At 67.0% G+C, this 17008-nt stretch carries 14 protein-coding genes; 11 read left to right on the top strand and 3 right to left on the bottom strand.

Features of this window, described 5'->3' with window-relative positions:
- Nucleotide 1: 1 nt before the first annotated feature.
- Entirely contained in the window at nucleotides 2–598 is a 597-nt protein-coding gene (locus tag A9G05_RS02675) for a DedA family protein (RefSeq protein WP_165668285.1), read from the bottom strand.
- A 237-nt stretch (nucleotides 599–835) separates the two neighbouring features.
- Between A9G05_RS02675 and hemB the strand changes: the two genes are divergently transcribed.
- Together hemB and ppk1 are read left to right on the top strand one after the other, a co-directional pair.
- Nucleotides 836–1849: a porphobilinogen synthase gene (hemB, locus tag A9G05_RS02670; protein WP_069559508.1), complete on the top strand. Its 1014-nt coding sequence runs from the start codon at nucleotides 836–838 to the stop codon at nucleotides 1847–1849.
- 19 nt (nucleotides 1850–1868) lie between these two features.
- Complete coding sequence (ppk1, locus tag A9G05_RS02665; protein WP_069559507.1) at nucleotides 1869–4073, top strand: polyphosphate kinase 1; 2205 nt, start codon at nucleotides 1869–1871, stop codon at nucleotides 4071–4073.
- Between the two features lie 60 nt (nucleotides 4074–4133).
- Here ppk1 and ppx read toward each other — a convergent pair whose 3' ends face one another.
- Nucleotides 4134–5639 carry an exopolyphosphatase gene (gene ppx, locus A9G05_RS02660; RefSeq protein ID WP_069559506.1) on the bottom strand — a complete coding sequence of 502 codons (1506 nt, stop codon included), beginning with the start codon at nucleotides 5637–5639 and terminating at the stop codon, nucleotides 4134–4136.
- Between the two features lie 289 nt (nucleotides 5640–5928).
- Between ppx and trxA the strand changes: the two genes are divergently transcribed.
- The 4 genes from trxA (at nucleotide 5929) to A9G05_RS02640 (ending at nucleotide 10371) form a co-directional block, all read left to right on the top strand.
- Entirely contained in the window at nucleotides 5929–6255 is a 327-nt protein-coding gene (gene trxA / locus A9G05_RS02655; RefSeq protein WP_044400919.1) for a thioredoxin TrxA, read from the top strand.
- A 240-nt stretch (nucleotides 6256–6495) separates the two neighbouring features.
- Nucleotides 6496–7758: a transcription termination factor Rho gene (gene rho, locus A9G05_RS02650; RefSeq protein WP_044400922.1), complete on the top strand. Its 1263-nt coding sequence runs from the start codon at nucleotides 6496–6498 to the stop codon at nucleotides 7756–7758.
- 128 nt (nucleotides 7759–7886) lie between these two features.
- On the top strand, nucleotides 7887–9353 hold the full coding sequence (gene ubiD / locus A9G05_RS02645) for a 4-hydroxy-3-polyprenylbenzoate decarboxylase (protein WP_069559505.1): 1467 nt from the start codon (nucleotides 7887–7889) through the stop codon (nucleotides 9351–9353).
- 52 nt (nucleotides 9354–9405) lie between these two features.
- Nucleotides 9406–10371 carry a CDP-6-deoxy-delta-3,4-glucoseen reductase gene (locus A9G05_RS02640; protein WP_069559504.1) on the top strand — a complete coding sequence of 322 codons (966 nt, stop codon included), beginning with the start codon at nucleotides 9406–9408 and terminating at the stop codon, nucleotides 10369–10371.
- 27 nt (nucleotides 10372–10398) lie between these two features.
- Here A9G05_RS02640 and A9G05_RS02635 read toward each other — a convergent pair whose 3' ends face one another.
- Nucleotides 10399–11295: a LysR substrate-binding domain-containing protein gene (locus A9G05_RS02635; RefSeq protein ID WP_069559503.1), complete on the bottom strand. Its 897-nt coding sequence runs from the start codon at nucleotides 11293–11295 to the stop codon at nucleotides 10399–10401.
- 212 nt (nucleotides 11296–11507) lie between these two features.
- On the opposite strand from A9G05_RS02635, the gene A9G05_RS02630 reads away from it, so the two are divergent.
- The 5 genes from A9G05_RS02630 to A9G05_RS02610 all read left to right on the top strand — a co-directional run bounded on the left by A9G05_RS02630 (nucleotide 11508) and on the right by A9G05_RS02610 (nucleotide 17005).
- Entirely contained in the window at nucleotides 11508–12629 is a 1122-nt protein-coding gene (locus A9G05_RS02630; RefSeq protein WP_069559502.1) for an ABC transporter ATP-binding protein, read from the top strand.
- A gap of 13 nt (nucleotides 12630–12642) precedes the next feature.
- The gene (locus A9G05_RS02625; protein ID WP_069559501.1) at nucleotides 12643–13551 is read left to right on the top strand and encodes an ABC transporter permease; all 909 of its coding nucleotides are present in this window, start codon (nucleotides 12643–12645) and stop codon (nucleotides 13549–13551) included.
- A complete protein-coding gene (locus A9G05_RS02620; RefSeq protein WP_371850549.1) occupies nucleotides 13551–14357 on the top strand; it encodes an ABC transporter permease in 807 nt (268 codons plus the stop codon). Before A9G05_RS02625 ends, A9G05_RS02620 begins: the two co-directional genes overlap by 1 nt.
- 20 nt (nucleotides 14358–14377) lie before the next feature.
- Nucleotides 14378–15412, top strand: a complete 1035-nt coding sequence (locus tag A9G05_RS02615) for an extracellular solute-binding protein (RefSeq protein WP_069559499.1) — start codon at nucleotides 14378–14380, stop codon at nucleotides 15410–15412.
- A 132-nt stretch (nucleotides 15413–15544) separates the two neighbouring features.
- Nucleotides 15545–17005 carry an amidase gene (locus A9G05_RS02610; RefSeq protein ID WP_069559498.1) on the top strand — a complete coding sequence of 487 codons (1461 nt, stop codon included), beginning with the start codon at nucleotides 15545–15547 and terminating at the stop codon, nucleotides 17003–17005.
- The last annotated feature ends 3 nt before the right edge of the window (nucleotides 17006–17008 follow it).

Raw genomic sequence — 17008 nt, 5'->3', positions numbered from 1 at the left:
GTCAGCCTTGCTCGCGGCTTTCCTTGCGACGTTCCTCACGGTTCGCGCGGCTGCTGCGGATGCGGCGGCGCAGCCAGAGCACCAGGCCGATCAGCACCAGGCCACCCAGTACCATCAGCTCGTAGCGCTTGAGGTTGCCGAGCATGCCTTCGAGCACGGCGCCGAAGTGGTAGGCGGCAAAGCCCAGGGCCAGGGCCCAGACAATGGCACCGATGCCGTTTAGGAGGAAATAGCGCAGCGGCGGGTAGCCGGAAAGGCCGATGGCCACCGGCATCACGGTGCGCAGGCCGTAGACGAAGCGGAAGCTCAGTACCCAGATGTCCGGGCGCCGGCGGATGTGGTCCAGCGCCTTGTCACCCATGGCCTGCCAGCGCGGCCGGCGGGCGAGGATCTGGCGGCCCTTGTGGCGACCCAGGTAGTACCACAGCTGGTCACCGGCATAGCTGCCACAGAAGGCGGTGGCCACTACTGCGTTGATGTCCATGTAGCCGCGGAATGCGAGGAATCCGGCCAGGACGAGAATGGTCTCGCCCTCGAAGAAGGTACCGAGGAAGAGGGCGAAGTACCCGAAATCCTGGAGGAATTGTTGCAGCATCATCAGGCAGCGCGGCAAAAATGAACGCGAAGCCTAACCGGGATGCGGTTGCGGGGAAAGCTCCCCGGGTTGGCCAATGGCCAGCCGATGGTCGGCTTGTGAACCCGTCGGGGCTTGCGCGGTCGGCTTTTGCGTCTGTCGACGCGACCAAGGGTCGCTGTTATGCATTGTTACCATTCGGTCATAATCGACTGCTTAAAATGTCGCACTGTGTCCGCCCCCCGGACCCTGGAGTATGCCGTGAGCTTTACCCCCGCCAACCGCCTGTTCCCTGCTACCCGCCTGCGCCGCAACCGCCGTGATGATTTCTCCCGCCGCCTGGTGCGTGAGAACACCCTGACCGTCGACGACCTGATCCTGCCGGTGTTCGTGCTCGATGGCGAAAACCGCCGCGAAGCTGTGCCCTCGATGCCGGGCGTGGAGCGCCTGTCCATCGACCTGCTGCTGGACGCGGCCGAGCATTGGGTGGCCCTGGGGATCCCTGCGCTGGCGCTGTTCCCGGTGACCCCGCTGGAGAAGAAGTCCCTCGACGGTGCAGAAGCCTGGAACCCGGACGGCATCGCCCAGCGCGCCATCCGCGCCCTGCGTGCCCGCTTCCCGGAGCTGGGAGTGATCAGCGACGTGGCCCTGGACCCGTTCACTACCCACGGCCAGGACGGCATCCTCGACGAGGACGGCTACGTCCAGAACGACATCACCGTGGACGCCCTGGTCAAGCAGGCCCTCTCCCATGCCGAGGCGGGCGCCCAGGTGGTGGCCCCCTCCGACATGATGGACGGCCGCATCCAGGCCATCCGCGAGGCCCTGGAACTGGCCGACTTCCCCAACGTGCGGATCATGGCCTACTCGGCCAAGTACGCCAGCGCGTACTACGGCCCCTTCCGCGATGCTGTCGGTTCGGCCGCCAACCTGGGCAAGGCCAACAAGGCCAGCTACCAGATGGACCCGGCCAACGGTGATGAAGCCCTGCACGAAGTGGCGGCGGATCTCGCCGAAGGCGCCGACATGGTCATGGTCAAGCCGGGCATGCCCTACCTGGACATCGTCTGGCGCGTGAAGGACGCCTTCCGCGTGCCGACCTTCGCCTACCAGGTCAGCGGCGAGTACGCCATGCACATGGCGGCCGTCCAGAATGGCTGGCTGAGCGAGTCGGTGATCCTCGAATCGCTGACCGCATTCAAACGCGCCGGCGCCGATGGCATTCTTACCTACTTCGCGGTGCGTGCCGCAGAAATGCTCAAGAAGGGAGCCTGACTCCCCAGCAGGAACTTGAATGAACACCGACGGATTGAATACAGCCGTAACTCCCGAAAACCAGACCACCCCGGAGCAGTCGGAGGTGGAGGCCCAGGTTCCCGCACCGGCTCCCGTGGAGGCACCGCCGCCACCCGCGCCGATCCCGGGGCTGGATGACAGCAGCCTGTACATTCACCGGGAGCTGTCGCAGCTGCAGTTCAACATTCGTGTCCTGGAGCAGGCACTCGACGAGACCTACCCGCTGCTCGAGCGTCTCAAGTTCCTGCTGATCTTCTCCAGCAACCTCGACGAGTTCTTCGAGATCCGCGTCGCCGGCCTGAAGAAGCAGATCAATTTCGCCCGTGAACAGGCCGGCGCCGACGGCCTGCTGCCGCATCAGGCGCTGGCCCGCATCAGCGAGCTGGTACACGAGCAGGTGGCCCGGCAGTACACCATCCTCAACGACGTGCTGTTGCCGGAGCTGGCCAAGCACCAGGTCAACTTCATCCGTCGTCGCTACTGGACCGCCAAGCTCAAGACCTGGGTGCGTCGCTACTTCCGCGACGAGATCGCGCCGATCATCAGCCCCATCGGCCTCGACCCGACCCACCCCTTCCCGCTGCTGGTGAACAAGAGCCTCAACTTCATCGTCGAGCTGGAGGGCGTCGACGCCTTCGGTCGCGATTCGGGCCTGGCCATCATCCCGGCGCCGCGCCTGCTGCCGCGGGTGATCCGCGTGCCGGAGGACATCAGCGGGCCGGGGGACAACTTCGTGTTCCTCTCCTCGATGATCCACGCCCACGCCGATGACCTGTTCCCTGGCATGAAGGTGAAGGGCTGCTACCAGTTCCGTCTGACCCGTAACGCCGACCTCTCGGTGGACACCGAGGATGTGGACGACCTGGCCCGCGCGCTGCGGGGCGAGCTGTTCTCCCGTCGCTACGGCGATGCGGTGCGCCTGGAGGTGGCGGACACCTGTCCGAAGCACCTGTCCGACTACCTGCTCAAGCAGTTCGGCCTCTCCGAGGGCGAGCTGTACCAGGTCAACGGGCCGGTGAACCTGACCCGCCTGTTCAGCATCACCGGACTGGACAGCCACCCGGAGCTGCAGCACCCGAGCTTCACGCCGGTGATCCCGAAGCTGCTGCAGAAGGCCGAGAACCTGTTCAACGTGGTGGGCAAGCAGGACATCCTGCTGCTGCACCCCTTCGAGTCCTTCACTCCGGTGGTCGACTTCCTGCGCCAGGCGGCCAAGGACCCCAACGTCCTTGCCATCAAGCAGACCCTGTACCGCGCCGGTGCCAACTCCGAGATCGTCGACTCCCTGGTGGAGGCGGCGCGCAATGGCAAGGAAGTGACGGCGGTTATCGAGCTGCGCGCGCGCTTCGACGAGGAATCCAACCTGCAACTGGCCAGCCGCCTGCAACAGGCCGGCGCTGTGGTCATCTACGGCGTGGTCGGCTTCAAGACCCACGCCAAGATGATGCTCATCCTGCGTCGCGAAGGCGGTGAGCTGCGTCGCTACGCCCACCTGGGTACTGGCAACTACCACGCCGGCAACGCGCGCCTGTACACCGACTACAGCCTGCTGACGGCGGACGAGCCCCTCTGTGAGGACCTGCACAAGCTGTTCAACCAGCTCATCGGCATGGGCAAGACCCAGCGCATGAAGAAGTTGCTGCACGCGCCCTTCACGCTGAAGAAGACCATCCTCGACATGATTGCCCGCGAAGCCCAGCACGCCAGCGAGGGCAGGCCGGCGCACATCATGGTGAAGGTCAACGCGCTGACCGACCCGAAGGTGATCCGCGCGCTGTACAAGGCCAGCCAGAGCGGCGTGAAGGTCGACCTGGTGGTGCGTGGCATGTGCTGCCTGCGCCCGGGTATACCGGGGGTGTCCCACAACATCCAGGTACGTTCGATCATCGGCCGCTTCCTCGAACACAGCCGGATCTACTACTTCCTCAACGACGGCGACGAGAAGCTCTACCTCTCCAGTGCCGACTGGATGGAGCGCAACCTCGACATGCGGGTGGAGACCTGCTTCCCGGTGGAAGGCAAGAAGCTCATCACCCGGGTGAAGAAGGAGCTGGAGACCTACCTGGCCGACAACACCCACAGTTGGGCGCTGCAGCCCGATGGCCGCTACCTGCGCAACAGCCCCAGCGGCAACCAGAACCCGCGCAACGCACAGGCCATCCTGCTGGACAAGCTGCTCAACCCGCCGATCAGCGCACGCTGAGCGCGCACATGGAAACGGGGCCTTCGGGCCCCGTTTTGCTTGCCTGGCGAATCGCCCTGGTCAGTGCACGCTGAAGGTGAAGTCGATGCGCTTGAGCCAGGTGGCTTCTTGTTCGAAGTCCGCCTGGGTCAGTGGGTTGGCCGCCAGCCAGTTTTCCGGGAACTGCACGTCCAGGCTCTGCGGGCCCACCTTCAGACGGACCTGTGGGGTCTCCTGGTTGGTGCGGATGTGGTGGAAGAGGATGGCGAAGCGCAGCAGCACGCAGAGGCGGATCAGCTTCTCGCCCTCGTCACCGAACTCGGCGAACTTGTCCTTGGGGATATTGCGTCGGTGGCCGCGCACCAGCAGGGCCAGCATCTGCTGGTCCTGGCGGGAGAAGCCCGGCAGGTCCGAGTGCTCGATCAGGTAGGCGCCGTGCTTGTGGTACTGGTAGTGGGCGATGTCCATGCCGATTTCGTGGACGCGCGCGCCCCACACCAGCAGGTCGCGGTGCCACTCGTCGTCCAGTTGCCAGTCGCCGGCCACCTGCTCCAGGGCTTCCAGTGCCTTGGCCTCGACCCGTGCCGCCTGCTCCAGGTCCACGTGGCAACGCTCCATCAGCGCGCTCAGGGTGCGCTCGCGCACATCCTCGTGGTGGTGGCGGCCCAGCAGGTCGTAGAGCACGCCCTCGCGCAGTGCGCCTTCGGAATGGGTCATGTGCTTGAGTTCGAGGGCCTCGAAGATGGCTTCGAGAATCGCCAGGCCGGCCGGGAAGATGGCGCGGCGGTCGGGCTTGATGCCGTCGAGGTCGATCTTCTCCACCTCGCCCAGCTTGAACAGCTTGCGCTTGAGCCAGGCGATGCCTTCCGGGTTGACCTCGCCGTTGCCCAGGCCGGCGGCCTGGATTGCCAGCCCCACCGCGCGAATGGTGCCGGAGGCACCCACTGCCTGCTGCCAGCCGAGGCGGCGCAGGCTGTACTCGATGCCCATCAGCTCCAGGCGGGCGGCGGTGTAGGCCTGGGCGTAGCGCGCCGGGGTGATCTTGCCGTCGCGGAAATAGCGCTGGGTGAAGCTGACGCAGCCCATCTGCAGGCTCTCGCGCAACTGCGATTCGAAGCGCTGGCCGATGATGAATTCGGTGCTGCCGCCGCCGATGTCCGCCACCAGGCGCTTGCCGGGGGTGTCGGCGATGCTGTGGGACACGCCCAGGTAGATGAGGCGAGCTTCCTCGCGGCCGGAGATCACCTCCACCGGGTGACCGAGGATGGCCTCGGCGCGGCGGATGAATTCGCTGCGGTTGCGCGCCTCGCGCAGGGCGTTGGTGCCCACCACGCGCACCGCGCCTTCCGGCAGGCTGTTGGTCATCTGGGCGAAGCGCCGCAGACAGTCGAGGCCGCGTTGCATGGCCTCTTCGCTGAGCACGCGTTCTTCGTCCAGGCCTGCGGCCAGTTGCACCTTGTCTCCCAGGCGCTCGAGGATGCGGATCTCACCGTGGTCGACCTTGGCCAGCACCATGTGGAAGCTGTTGGAGCCGAGGTCGATGGCGGCGATCAGGGAAAGGTTGGCGGGGCGTCGGGTCGAGGGCATGGTCCGGTGTCTCGTTTCTTAACCGCGCCATCCTGCCACGATCACGGTGACACGCCAACGCACGCCTTCCCCACAGACCGTCTCTGCCTACCGGCCGGTGCCCTGTCCCGCTACTCCAGTCGCACCTGTGGCGCACGCGACCGATTGCCGCGCAGCCTTCTCGATCAGCCATCGATCAGCTTTTGCCGGCACGGCCATAGGCACACTCAATCGGCCGCGGCTTTCGGTCACGCCCGAGGCCGGCTATGATGGCCGCCTATTTCCGCTTCCGAATCCACGGAGAACATCCATGAGCGAACTCATCTCCCACGTCACCGACGCCAGCTTCGAGCAGGACGTACTGAGCGCCGAGGGCGCGGTGCTGGTCGACTACTGGGCCGAATGGTGCGGTCCGTGCAAGATGATCGCCCCGGTCCTGGACGAGATCGCCAAGGACTACCAAGGCAAGCTGAAGGTCTGCAAGCTGAACATCGACGAGAACCAGGACACCCCGCCGAAATACGGCGTGCGCGGCATTCCGACCCTGATGCTGTTCAAGAACGGCAACGTCGAGGCCACCAAGGTCGGTGCCCTGTCCAAGTCCCAGTTGGCTGCCTTCCTGGACGCCAACATCTGATTTTCCCTCCGGGAATCTCCGTAGAAACCCCGCTCGAAGCGGGGTTTTTTGTCGGTACAGTACTGGACTCCCCCGAAACCCGGTGTTAAATTCGGGCCCGCAGCGTCATTCCGCTGCCCTCTGCAAGCCGCCGTCGACGCATTCCAACTCGAATCACGCGCAGCGACCTGTCGCCTCCCTCGGCGCGGCCTCTCAAGCTCACAAGCTTTCCTTCCCTCATTTCTCATCTACGTCATTCCTATGAATCTGACCGAACTCAAGCAAAAGCCGATTGCCGAACTGCTGGAAATGGCCGAACAGATGGGCCTCGAGAACATGGCCCGTTCGCGCAAGCAGGATGTGATCTTCGCCCTGCTGAAAAAGCACTCGAAGAGCGGCGAAGAAATTTCGGGCGACGGCGTGCTGGAGATTCTGCAGGACGGTTTCGGCTTCCTCCGCTCCGCCGACTCCTCCTACCTGGCCGGCCCTGACGACATCTACGTCTCGCCCAGCCAGATCCGCCGCTTCAACCTGCGTACCGGCGACACCATCATCGGCAAGATCCGCCCGCCGAAAGAGGGCGAGCGCTACTTCGCGCTGCTGAAGGTCGACTCGATCAACTTCGACCGCCCGGAAAACGCCAAGAACAAGATCCTGTTCGAGAACCTCACGCCCCTGTTCCCCAACGAGCGCCTGAAGATGGAAGCCGGCAACGGTTCCACCGAAGACCTCACCGGCCGCGTGATCGATCTCTGCGCCCCGATCGGCAAGGGCCAGCGCGGCCTGATCGTCGCCCCGCCGAAAGCGGGCAAAACGATCATGCTGCAGAACATCGCGGCCAACATCACCCGCAACAACCCCGAGTGCCACCTGATCGTCCTGCTGATCGACGAGCGCCCGGAAGAAGTGACCGAAATGCAGCGCACCGTGCGCGGCGAAGTGGTCGCCTCCACCTTCGACGAGCCGCCGACCCGCCACGTGCAGGTCGCCGAGATGGTGATCGAGAAGGCCAAGCGCCTGGTCGAGCACAAGAAGGACGTGGTCATCCTGCTGGACTCCATCACCCGCCTGGCGCGTGCCTACAACACCGTGATCCCCAGCTCCGGCAAGGTGCTCACCGGTGGTGTCGACGCCCATGCCCTGGAGAAGCCCAAGCGCTTCTTCGGTGCCGCCCGTAACATCGAGGAAGGCGGTTCGCTGACCATCATCGCCACCGCGCTGGTCGAGACCGGCTCGAAGATGGACGAGGTGATCTACGAAGAGTTCAAGGGCACCGGCAACATGGAACTGCCGCTGGACCGCCGCATCGCCGAGAAGCGCGTGTTCCCCGCCATCAACATCAACAAGTCCGGTACCCGCCGCGAAGAGCTGCTGACTGCCGAGGACGAACTGCAGCGCATGTGGATCCTGCGCAAGCTGCTGCACCCGATGGACGAGATCGCCGCCATCGAGTTCCTGCTCGACAAGCTCAAGGACACCAAGACCAACGACGAGTTCTTCATGTCCATGAAGCGCAGCAAGTAACAGGTCGTGGTACCACGAAGGCCGGGGAAACCCGGCCTTCGCGTTTCCGGGTGTTCTTCGTCCTTCTGGAAGGCCCCCATCGGCGCTAAACTCTGCGCCCCGACCTGCACGCCTCGAGAGGCTCACGCATGCAGTATCGCGACCTGCGCGAATTCATCAGCGGCCTGGAACAGCGTGGCGAGCTCAAGCGCGTCACCGCCCCGGTCTCGCCGATCCTGGAAATGACCGAAATCTGCGACCGCACCCTGCGCAAGCAAGGCCCGGCGCTGCTCTTCGAAAACCCCACCGGCTACGACATCCCCGTGCTCGGCAACCTGTTCGGCACGCCCGGGCGCGTGGCCCTCGGCATGGGTGCGGACGACGTTTCCGAACTGCGCGAGATCGGCAAGCTGCTGGCCTTCCTCAAGGAGCCCGAACCGCCCAAGGGGCTCAAGGATGCCTGGTCCAAGCTGCCGATCTTCAAGAAGGTCATCAGCATGGCGCCCAAGGTCCTCAAGGACGCCCCCTGCCATGAAGTGATCGAGGAAGGCGACGACGTCGACCTCGGCAAGCTGCCGATCCAGCACTGCTGGCCCGGCGACGTGGCACCGCTGATCACCTGGGGCCTGACCATCACCCGCGGCCCCAACAAGGAGCGGCAGAACCTCGGCATCTACCGCCAGCAGGTGATCGGCCGCAACAAGGTCATCATGCGCTGGCTCAGCCACCGTGGCGGCGCCCTGGATTTCCGCGAGTGGTGCCAGAAGCACCCGAACACGCCCTACCCCGTCTGCGTCGCCCTCGGCGCCGACCCCGCGACCATCCTCGGCGCGGTGACCCCGGTGCCGGACACCCTTTCCGAGTACGCCTTCGCCGGCCTGCTGCGCGGCCACCGAACCGAGCTGGTCAAAGCCATCGGCTCCGACCTGCAGGTCCCGGCCAGTGCCGAGATCGTGCTGGAAGGCGTGATCCATCCCGGCGAGACGGCCCCGGAAGGCCCCTACGGCGATCACACCGGCTACTACAACGAGGTCGACACCTTCCCGGTGTTCACCGTCGAGCGCATCACCCGCCGCCGCAAGCCCATCTACCACAGCACCTACACCGGCCGCCCGCCGGACGAGCCGGCCATCCTCGGCGTGGCGCTGAACGAAGTCTTCGTGCCGATCCTGCAGAAGCAGTTCCCCGAGATCACCGACTTCTACCTGCCGCCCGAAGGCTGCTCCTACCGCATGGCGGTGGTGACCATGAAGAAGCAGTACCCCGGCCACGCCAAGCGCGTGATGCTCGGCGTCTGGTCGTTCCTGCGACAGTTCATGTACACCAAGTTCGTTATCGTCACCGACGACGACATCAACGCCCGCGACTGGAACGACGTGATCTGGGCCATCACCACCCGCATGGACCCCAAGCGTGACACGGTGATGATCGACAACACCCCCATCGACTACCTGGACTTCGCCTCGCCCATCTCTGGCCTCGGCTCCAAGATGGGCCTGGATGCCACCCACAAGTGGCCGGGCGAGACCACCCGCGAGTGGGGCCGCGCCATCGTCAAGGACGATGCGGTAACCCGTCGCGTGGACGAAATGTGGTCCAGCCTGGGTATAGATTGAGCACAGGGGCCAGGGCGCCCCTGAACGCCCGCCATAACAAAGAGAACACCTCTTGAGAGTGACCTTGCAGCCCTCCGGAGCGGTCCTGCAGACCGCCCCCGGGGAAAACATCCTCGCCGCCGCCCGGCGCCTGGGCTACGACTGCCCGCAGAGCTGCCGCAACGGCAATTGCCACGTTTGCGCCGCCCTGCTGGTGGAAGGCCGGGTGCGCCAGGGCGGCCGCGAGCTGGACCATGGCGAGCTGTTCACCTGCCTCGCCGAACCGCTGGAAGACTGCGTCCTGCACTGGGACGGCGTGCTCGCCCCCGGCGAACTGCCGGTGCGCAGCCTGAGCTGCCAGCTCACCGCCTGCACCCCGGTCGGCGGGGATGTCTGGCGGGTCGGCCTGCGTGCACCCGCCGGCAAGCCGCCGCGCTACCACGCCGGGCAGTACCTGCTGATCGAGCGGGACGATGGCGAAGCGTCCGCCTTCTCCATCGCCTCCGCCCCCAGCGCCGGGCGTGAACTCGAACTGCACGTCCTCGGCCGTGAGCCCAGCGCTGCCGCCCTCCTGCAGCAACTGCAGCGCGACGGCCTGGCGCGGGTACGCCTGCCCTTCGGCGATACCCACCTGGCCGAGCTGCCCGACGGCCCCCTGGTGCTGATCGCCGCCGGCACCGGCATGGGCCAGATGCAGAGCCTGATCGAACATTGCCGCGCCGCCGGGTTCGCCCACCCCGTGCACCTGTACTGGGGCATGCGCCGGCCGGAGGACTTCTACGAGCTGGCGCACTGGGACGACTGGCAGGGCCTGCCGAACCTCACCCTGCACCGGGTGGTCAGCGACCCCTGCGACTGGCCCGGCCGCCACGGCCTGCTGCACGAGGCCGTGCGCGAGGACTTCCCCGACCTCAAGCCGTTGCAAGTCTACGCCAGCGGTTCGCCCGCGATGGTCTACGCCACCCTCGACGCGCTGCTGGAAGCCGGCATGGATGCCCACCAGATGCGCGCCGACGTCTTCGCCTACGCGCCCCGCTGAACCCCGCGACGCCGGGCGTGCCCGGCGTCAGGCCAGCTCCGGGAACTCCCGACGCAGCTCCGCCGACAGCCAGTCGATGAACCACTCCACGTCCGTGCTGTGCGGCCCGGGCGGCAGCAGTGCCTGGTAGCGCTCCAGCGGCGCCTGCAGCGGTAGCGCGCGCACCAGGCTGCCGGCGGCCAGCTCCTGGTGCACCAGCACCTCGTTGGCCAGGGCGATGCCGTGGCCCTTCTCCGCCATGCTCAGGGCGTGGTCGTTGCTGATGTAGAGCACCTCGGAGCTGACCCGCAGCGGGCAGCCCAGCGCCGCCAGCCAGGCGTTCCACCACTCGCCGTCGTCGACGTGGATCAGCTTGTGCGTCGCCAGCTCCACCGGGCCCGCCAACGGGCCATGGGCGGCCAGGTACGCGGGCGAGCAGACCGGGAACACGTTTGGGTGCAACAGGGTGACCGTGCGGCGGCCGTACTGCCCGGGCAGGCCGTAGGCGATGCCCAGGTCCGCCCGCTGGCCGTCCACCGCCTCGAAGGTGGGGTTGGGCTCGATGGCGATCTTCAGCCCCGGTCGCTGTTCCCGCAGGGCCTCCAGGCGCGGCATCAGCCAGCGCTTGGCGAAGGCCGGCACCACCATGATCTTCAGCCAGCGCGCCGTCCCGCCCGGGGTCAGCTCGTGGCCGGCATCGGCGATCTGTTGCAGGGCACTGGCGATCTTCTCGTAGTAGCGCTGCCCGGCCGGGGTCAGCGACACGCCGCGCGGCGTGCGGTCGAACAGGCGCACTCCCAGCCACTCCTCCAGCAGCTTCACGTGGCGGCCGACGGCCGGCTGGGTGACATGCAGGTCCCGCGAGGCGGCAACGTAGCTGCCCAGGCGGGCGGCGGCCTCGAAGGCACGCACGGCATTGAGCGGCGGTAGGCGCTGGATCGACATGGCTGAAGGGCTCGCGGTGAGGTATTAAATTTTTTAACAGCGACTGTAAGAAAATTGAGCTTTCTGCTCAACCGCGTTTCTCCGACCATCCGTCCCCAGCAGCCCCACAACAACCGGGCCCCGAGCCCGACGCTGCACCTGTCTCTAGTCCTGCCAGAACAACGACAAGACCCCTCGCCCACGCGGTGCAGGGGAAGGAACCGGAGGTATTCATGAGTGCCCTGCACAGCCCGTCGACCACCGCGGCGGTGTCCATCCGCGCCGTGCGCAAGGTCTACGGCGACCCCCAGAGCGGCCCGGTGGCGCTGAAGCGCGTCGACCTGGATATCCGCGACAACGAGTTCTTCACCCTGCTCGGCCCGTCCGGCTGCGGCAAGACCACCCTGCTGCGCATGATCGCCGGCTTCGAATTCCCCACCGAAGGCGAGATCCGCCTGTTCGGCGAAAACATCGCCGACCGGCCGCCCTACGCCCGCCCGGTGAACACCGTGTTCCAGCACTACGCGCTGTTCCCGCACATGACGATCGCCGAGAACCTCGCCTTCGGCCTGGAATCCCACCCCATGGGCCGGCGCCTGAGCAAGGCCGCCGTGGCCGAGCGGGTGCGCGAGATGCTGGCGCTGGTGCAGATGGAGGCCTTCGCCGAGCGCCGCCCGGCCCAGCTCTCCGGCGGGCAGCAGCAGCGCATCGCCCTCGCCCGTGCCCTGGCGCCGCAGCCCAAGGTGCTGCTGCTGGACGAGCCGCTCTCCGCCCTCGACCTGAAGCTGCGCCAGGCCATGCGCGAGGAGCTGAAGAGCATTCAGACCCGTACCGGCATCACCTTCATCTTCGTCACCCATGACCAGGAAGAGGCCCTGGCCATGTCCGACCGCATCGCCGTGCTCGCCCAGGGCGAGGTGCAGCAGGTGGGCGGCCCGGACGACATCTACGAGCGCCCGCGCAACCGCTTCGTCGCCGACTTCATCGGCGAGACCAACTTCCTCCCGGCCTGCCTCGAAGCCCTCGACGACCAGGGCGCGCGCTTCCGCCTGCCCGGTGGCGCGGTGCTCCAGGCGCCGGCCTGCGACGGCCTGGCCGTCGGGTCCGAGGCCAGCCTGTCGGTGCGCCCCGAGCGCCTGCACCTGCTGGCGGATGCCACGCCCGACAGCCTGCCGTGCCAGGTGCTGGCACGGGTCTACCTGGGTACCGACCTGCAGTACCGCGTCGCCCTGGACGACGGCACGCCGCTCACCGTGCGCCTGCCCAACAACGCCATCCAGGGACGTCAGCCCGAGGTGGGCGCCCGTGCCGGCCTGCGGGTCGAGCCGGGCAGCGCCTGCGTGCTGCTGGACTGAGGAGTACAGGACCATGCGCACCCTCACCCACAGCCTGGAACGCCGCCGCGCCCTGGCCAGCCTGCTCGGCGTTTCGCCGGCGCTGGTCGCCATCGGCCTGTTCCTGGTGGTGCCGATCCTAATCGTGGTCGGCTACTCCTTCATGCAGGCCAACCCCTACGGCGGAGTGAACCCGCAGTTCAGCGTCGAAGCCTACGTATCGCTGCTGTTCGAACGCCAACTGGACGACAGCCTGGCCTTCGCCGATGCCTACCTGGTGATCGCCCTGCGCTCCATCGGCATCGCCGCCGCCACAACCCTCATCACCCTGCTGGTGGGCATTCCGGTGGCCGTCTGGCTGGCGATGCAGCCGGCGCACCGGCGGGGCCTGCTGATCTTCCTCATCACCGTGCCGTTCTGGGCCAACCTGCTGATCCGCACCTACGCCTGGATCCTGCTGCTGCGCGGCACCGGTGTGGTCAACGGCACGCTGATGGGCCTCGGCCTGATCCACCAGCCGCTGAACCTGCTGTACACCGACGGCGCCGTGCTGCTGGGGCTGGTGTACACCTACGCGCCCTTCGTGGTGCTGCCGATCTACGCCACCCTGGAGCGCATGGACCTGCGCCTGCTGGAGGCTGCCCAGGACCTCTACGCCGGACGCTGGCGCACCCTGCGCAAGGTGGTGCTGCCCATCGCCCGGCCCGGTATCCTCGCCGGCGCCATCCTCACCTTCGTGCCCTGCCTGGGGGCGATGGTGGCTCCTGAGCTGCTTGGCGGCGGAACCCGGATGATGCTGGGCAACCTGATCTTCCGGCAGTTCAGCGACGCCCGTAACTGGCCGCTGGGCTCCGCCCTGTCGCTGGTGCTGATGGCGGCGGTGATGCTGGTGCTGATGGTCTACGCCTGGCGCGCCGGCCGTGCGGCGGGAGGTGCCCGATGATGCGTGCCCTGTTTCGCAACCGTCGCCTCGGCGTGCGGGACTTCCCCGGCTTCGGCGCCCTCAGCCTGCTGTTCTACCTGTACCTCTACGCGCCGATCCTGGTGCTGGTGGTGCTGTCGTTCAACGTCAACCAGTCGGCCACCGTGTGGACCGGCTTCAGCCTGGACTGGTACCGCGCCGCCTTCGCCAACCAGGCCCTGCGCCAGGCGGCCGGCAACAGCCTGCTGATCGCCGTGTGCGCCAGCCTGGCAGCCACCGCCATCGCCACCCTGGCGGCCCTGGGCACCTCACGCGGGGCGCGCTTCAAGGGGCTGCGGCTGTCCATGGGGACGATCATGCTGCCGCTGGTGCTGCCGGAGATCGTGGTCGGCGTCGCCACCCTGGCGCTGTTCTCCACCCTCGGGCTGTCGCTGGGCTACGGCAACCTGATCATCGCCCACACGGTGTTCTGCATCCCGTTCGCCTACCTGCCGATCCGCGCCCGGCTGAACGACATGGACCTGTCCCTGGAGCAGGCCGCCGCCGACCTCTACGCCGGCCCCTGGCGGACCTTCCGCAAGGTCACCCTGCCGCTGCTGGCGCCGGGCATGGTCTCGGGGCTGATGCTGGCCTTCATCGTCTCGCTGGATAACTTCGTGATCTCGATGATGGTGGCCCAGGCCGGCACCACCACCCTGCCGATCTTCATCTTCGGGCTGTTGCGCATGGGCGTGACGCCTGACGTCAACGCTGTTTCCACCTTGATCCTTGGGGTCTCCGTGCTGTTCGTGACCCTCTCTTATCTGCTCGGCAAGAAGAAGGCCTGAGCCCAAACCGGAGCAAGACGATGAACACACTGAGCGCTGTTGCAGGTATTTCGCTGGCCCTGGGCCTGGCGTCGGCCACCCAGGCGGCCGAGCAGTTGAACGTGGTGAGCTGGAGCGGCTATTTCTCGCCGCCGATCCTGGCCAGGTTCGAGCAGGAGACCGGCATCAAGGTCACCGTGGACTCCTACGACTCCAACGAGACGCTGCTGGCCAAGCTCAAGCAGGGCGGCGCCGGCTACGACGTGGCCATCCCCTCCCACCAGTTCGTGCCGATCCTGGTGCAGGAGAAGCTGCTGGAGCGTTTCGACCCGGCCGGCCAGCCCTACTACGCCAACATCCAGGACCAGTTGAAGAAGCCCGCCTGGGACCCGGAAGGCGCCTATGCCGTGCCCTTCATCTGGGGCACTACCAGCGTGGTGCTCGACCGCGCCCGCTACGACGGCCCGGCCGACAGCTACGCCGTGCTGTTCACCCCGCCCGCTGCGTTGCAGGGGCGTATCAACATGTTCGACTCGGCCAGCGAGGTGATCGACACCGCCAGCCTCTACCTGGGCATCCCGCTGTGCAGCGAGGACCCGAAGCAGATGCAGCAGGTGCTGACGCTGCTGAAGAACCAGAAGCCCTTCGTGAAGACCTACAGCTCCAAGGCTGGCTCGATCCGCGAGAACCTGGCCTCGGGCGAGGTGGACATGTCGATGTTCTGGGGCGGTTCGTCCATGCGGGCGCGGGAGATGAAGCCGAGCCTCGCCTACCTCTATCCGAAGGAGGGGGTGATGGCCTGGGTGGATAACCTGGTGATCCCCGCCGGGGCGAAGCACCCGGAGAACGCCAAGCGCTTCATCGCCTTCCTCAGCCAGCCGGAGAACGCGGCGCTGACCCAGAACTTCCTCAAGCACCAGAGCCCGATCAAGGGCGTGGAACCCTACCTGGACGCCAGCCTCAAGGATGCGCCGGAACTGCACATTCCCGAGGGCACCCGCGTGGTGTTCAGCCAGACCTGCGGCGAAGGGGCGATCCGCCTGGCCGACCGCATCTGGACCAGCCTGATGCGCTGACCCGACTCACCCGACGCCTGACGATGCGCGCCTGCCCCGGCAGGCGCAGCGGCATCGCTCGCCTCGGCAACGCGCCCGCACCGCGAGCGACAAGACCCGAACCCCGATGGAACTGGAAGAAGGCTGCACGCCATGAGCCCGAACACGCTTCACCCCGAACTCGTCCAACTGCAGGCCCATGAGCTGGCCGAGCGCATCCGCCTGCGTCAGGTGTCCTGCCGCGAGGTGATGCAGGCCTACCTGGCGCAGATCGAGCGCTTCAACCCCGAGGTCAATGCCCTGGTCAGCCTGCAGCCGGAGGCGCAACTGCTGGCCGAGGCCGACCGGCGCGACGCCGAGCTGGCCCGCGGCGAGTACCGCGGCTGGATGCACGGGCTGCCCCACGCCATCAAGGACCTGTCGCTGACCCGGGGCATCCGCACCACCTTCGGTTCGCCGCTGTTCCGCGACCACGTGCCCGAGCGCGACGGCATCATGGTGGAGCGCATCCGCGCGGCCGGCGCGATCCTCATCGGCAAGACCAACACCCCCGAATTCGGCCTCGGCTCCCACAGCTACAACCCGGTCTTCGGCGTCACCGGCTGTGCCTATGACCCTGTTCGCAGCGCTGGTGGCAGCAGCGGCGGCGCGGCGGCGGCACTGGCGTTGCAGATGGTGCCGGTGGCCGACGGCAGCGACATGATGGGGTCGCTGCGCAACCCGGCGGCGTTCAACAACATCGTCGGCTTCCGCCCGTCCCAGGGGCGGGTGCCCTTCGATGACAGCGCCGACCTGTTCGTCGACCAGCTTGGCTACGAGGGTCCCATGGGCCGCAGCGTGCGGGACGTGGCCTTGCTGCTCTCGGTGCAGGCCGGCTTCGATGCCCGCGCGCCGCTGTCCATCGTCGAATCCGGTGCGGCCTTCGCCGGGGCGCTGGAGCGGGACTTCACGGGCGCGCGCCTGGGCTGGCTCGGCGACCTGGGCGGCTACCTGCCCATGGAGCCCGGCGTGCTGGCGCTATGCGGCAGCGCCTTGGCGGACTTCGAGGCACTGGGCTGCCAGGTGGAGGAAGCCGCCCTGGGCTTCGCCCCGGAGCGTCTCTGGGCTTGCTGGCGAACCCTGCGCCATTGGCTGGTGGCCGGCTCGCTGGCAGCGGCCCATGCCGATCCGGCGCGGCGCGAGCGGCTCAAGCCCGAGGCGGTGTGGGAGGTGGAGAACGGCTTGCAGTTGTCGGCCATGGAGGTGTACCGCGCGTCCGTCACCCGCAGCGACTGGTACCGCGCCATCAGCCGGCTGTTCGAGCGTTATGACTTCCTGCTGCTGCCCAGCGCCCAGGTGTTCCCCTTCGACAAGCACTGGGATTGGCCGAAGGCCATCGTCGGCAGGTCCATGGACACCTACCACCGCTGGATGGAGGTGGTGATCCCCGGAACCCTGTCCGGCTGCCCGGTGGCCAGCGTGCCGGTGGGGTTCAACGCGATGGGGCTGCCGATGGGGATGCAGGTCATCGGCCGGCACCACGCGGACCTGGCGGTGCTGCAACTGGCCCATGCCTACGAGCAGGCGACGCAGTGGTACGCGCGTCGCCCGCCACCCCTGCTGGCGCAGGGGTGATGG

This window comes from Pseudomonas sp. ENNP23 (assembly GCF_001728945.1).
Lineage (GTDB): Bacteria > Pseudomonadota > Gammaproteobacteria > Pseudomonadales > Pseudomonadaceae > Metapseudomonas > Metapseudomonas otitidis.
This window is presented reverse-complemented; position numbering and strand designations above follow the sequence as displayed.